The organism is Hyphomonas polymorpha PS728, assembly GCF_000685315.1.
Taxonomy (GTDB): Bacteria; Pseudomonadota; Alphaproteobacteria; order Caulobacterales; family Hyphomonadaceae; genus Hyphomonas; species Hyphomonas polymorpha.
In genome coordinates this window covers 1-1,472 of record NZ_ARYM01000055.1, presented here as the reverse complement: position 1 = coordinate 1,472, position 1,472 = coordinate 1, and the positions used below count along the sequence as shown (strand labels likewise).

The 1,472-nt window shown below is 62.8% G+C and carries 2 protein-coding genes; both read right to left on the bottom strand.

Translation table 11 applies throughout. From position 1 onward, the window contains the following. On the bottom strand, positions 1 to 927 hold a 927-nt coding region (locus HPO_RS19330; protein WP_035602862.1), incomplete at its 3' end, for a phage terminase large subunit family protein. Beyond that, positions 920 to 1,405: a hypothetical protein gene (locus tag HPO_RS20135; protein ID WP_157532937.1), complete on the bottom strand. Its 486-nt coding sequence runs from the start codon at positions 1,403 to 1,405 to the stop codon at positions 920 to 922. The genes HPO_RS20135 and HPO_RS19330, both read right to left, overlap by 8 nt. Positions 1,406 to 1,472: the final 67 nt, after the last annotated feature.

The window sequence follows — 1,472 nt, the reverse complement described above, 5'->3', positions numbered from 1 at the left end:
CGCCAGGCGTCCCCAGCTCGCATTGGCCAGCGTCGAAACAAGCGCGTTAATCCGGAAGCCCGCATGCCCTTTAACGTGCGGCGCCGTCGCGCGCCAGGCGCCCGCTGCTACCATGTCCGGTTTCCGGCGCTCTTCGATCTGTTCGGCGCAATGCGGGCACTCACACCAGGCGGCGCCCGGTTCGCCTTCCGGCCATTTGATATGCTGCCAGAGGATTTCAAAGAATGCGCCACATTCCGGGCACGGCACTTCGAAGATGCGCTGATCACTGGCCGCGTAGGATCGCAGCACGTTCGAGGTATCTTCGAGGGTGGGAGTCGAGCCTATGACAATCTTGCGATTTCCAAATGACAGAGTCCGGCGTTCGGCCAACGTGATTGGGTCACCTTCCGGCGTGACTTCCATCGCATCGGCTTCGTCAATCAGCAGGATGCGGACGTTATGGCGCCGAAGGTTGCGGGCGGACTTCGCGGCAACAATCTTCAAAGAGCCGCCGGGGAAGCGCCGCGATAAAATGGTATTGCGGCCGCCTTCCTGTTCATCGGTGAGCAGCCCGCGAAGGCCAGGCGTTGACTCGAAAATCGGTTCAAGGTCGCTGACGGCATAATCGCGGCAATCGGCTTCGGTCGGCAACAGCAGAAGGATGGGCGCGGGCTCATTGGCCACATAGTTCGCCAGCGTGCCCGTCAGCAGGGTTGAGAGGCCAACGCGAACAGATTTCACCAGCGTCACCCGCTCGGTTTCTGGATCGCTGATGGCGTCGGCAATGCCCCGCTGGAACGGCCAGAGACGAAGACGCCCCGGCGTGGCACTCACCGTGTCCGGTAGGCGGATCGTTTCTTCCAGCCAATCGGGAAGGTCGATTTTCGGCGGCGGGATCAGGGATCGGAGCGAACGGCGCCGAACGGCTTCGAGGGTGTCAGTCATCAGCGCCCCCAAGCGCGGCTAGCGCCTCGCGAAGTTCGGAGTCGACGGCGGCAAGGTCAGCATGGCCAAGGTGTGGCAGGCGGGCTGACAGGCGGCCAGGAAGCGCCAGGATGGCCGCGCGAAGGTCGCGGCACGTCGCAGACCATTCGCGTTCTACCTCGCGGGCGTCCAACAGCTTCCCTGCCATCTGCGCGGCTTTCAGCTCGGCAAGGTCGGCATCGGCTTTCTGGCGCCGGGCAACGTCGCCTTGCGGCACCTTTCCGGCTTTCATCGTGACATAGGCTTGGACGCATTCGGCCAGAGCGAACTTTCCGGGCTCTGCCCGGCGCAAAATGCCATTGGCGACGAACCGGCTGATTGAGGACGGCGCCACACCAAACACGGCGGCAAGCGTGTAGCGGTCCACAAGCGCATTTGCCAGGTCGCCGCCCTGCTCTGCGGGCTCTTCGCCCAAAAGGTCTGACGTGGTGGGTCTCATAGGAACCGATTCCTATTTCAAAATTTCGCGAAAAGTGAAATGCCGGGGCTCAGCGCTACCCGCGACG

Bases quoted from the DNA above. Each gene is read 5' to 3' on its own strand.
- HPO_RS20135 (WP_157532937.1), bottom strand. From the start codon at position 1,405: ATGAGACCCACCACGTCAGACCTTTTGGGCGAAGAGCCCGCAGAGCAG.